This window comes from Streptosporangium nanhuense (assembly GCF_059358815.1).
Genome location: NZ_JCADBG010000096.1, coordinates 1 through 1355, shown reverse-complemented (window position 1 = coordinate 1355; position 1355 = coordinate 1). Strand labels below are relative to the sequence as shown.

The window sequence follows — 1355 nt, the reverse complement described above, 5'->3', positions numbered from 1 at the left end:
CTGGCCGAGCTGCACGTACACGGGGTGGCGGTGGACTGGCGGCAGGTGTTGCCGGGCGGTCGCCGGGTCGATCTGCCGACGTACGCCTTCCAGCACCAGTGGTTCTGGCCTGGTGGCAATGCGGGTGCCGGTACGAGGAATGTGGCGGCGGCGGGTCTGGCCGCCGTCGGGCACCCGCTGCTGGGCGCGACGGTCGGGCTGGCCGACTCCGATGGGGTAGTGCTGACCGGTCGCCTGTCGCTCTCGTCGCATCCGTGGCTGGCTGATCACGCGGTGGCGGGCATGGTGGTCTTTCCCGGGACCGGTTTCCTGGAGTTGGCGGTACGGGCGGGTGATCAGGTCGGTTGTGAGGTGGTGGAGGAGCTGACGCTTGCCGCCCCGCTGGTGTTGGGTGAGGACGAGGCGGTCGTGGTCCAGGTCGCGGTGGGTGGGCCGGAGGAGAGCGGTCGGCGTAGCGTGAACGTCTACTCCCGGTCGGCGCAGGCGGGGGAGGACGCGCCGTGGGTGCGGCACGCGACCGGCACCCTGGCCACGGGCAGTGGGGTAGCCGCGCCGTTCGACGCGGAGGTGTGGCCTCCGGCCGGCGCGACCGCGATCGAACTGGACGGGTTCTACGAGGAATTGACCGCGGTCGGGCTTGAGTACGGTCCGCTCTTCCAGGGGTTGCGGGCGGCCTGGCACGGCGCCGACGGTGAGGTGTTCACCGAGGTCGCCCTGCCCGAGCAGGCGGTGTCGAGCGCGGGTTCGTTCGGCGTGCACCCGGCCCTGCTGGACGCGGCGTTGCACGGTGTGGCCTTCTCGGGGCTGGACGATTCCGAGGGTGGCCGGTTGCCGTTCTCCTGGCAGGGGGTGAGCCTGCACGCGGGTGGCGCGGCGATGCTGCGCGTGCGGCTGGTCCGGGCCGGTGCCGACTCTGTCTCGCTGACGGCGGTGGACGCCGCGGGGAAGCCGGTGCTGTCGGCGCGTTCGCTGGTGTTGCGCCCCTTCTCATCCGGTCAGCTCGTCGCCGCGGGCGGTGGTCAGGGAGCGGAGCGCGACGGGCTGTTCCGGCTGGAGTGGAGCACGCTTTCCACACTTCACGCGGCTGACTCGGCGCCGGTGGCGATGGTGGGCTTCGCCGGGTTCGAGCCGGACGCACTGGGCCTTGCGGGGACATGGGAGTCGGCCGGGCAGTCGATCGAGGTTCATCGTGATCTGACGGCGCTGGGCGAGGCGGGGCCGGTGCCGGACGTGGTGATGGTCGCCATCGCTTCCCCCGAGAACACCGGCGTACTGGAATCGACGCACGAGGTGACGGCCGGGGTGCTGGGGCTGTTGCAGGAGTGGTTGGCCGATGAGCGGTTCGAAGCTTCGCG

The 1355-nt window shown here is 71.5% G+C and carries 1 protein-coding gene; it reads left to right on the top strand.

Features of this window, described 5'->3' with window-relative positions; genetic code table 11:
• Positions 1-30: 30 nt before the first annotated feature.
• A partial coding sequence (locus tag AC5L38_RS44125) for a polyketide synthase dehydratase domain-containing protein (RefSeq protein ID WP_495248806.1) occupies positions 31-1355 on the top strand: 1325 nt, incomplete at its 3' end.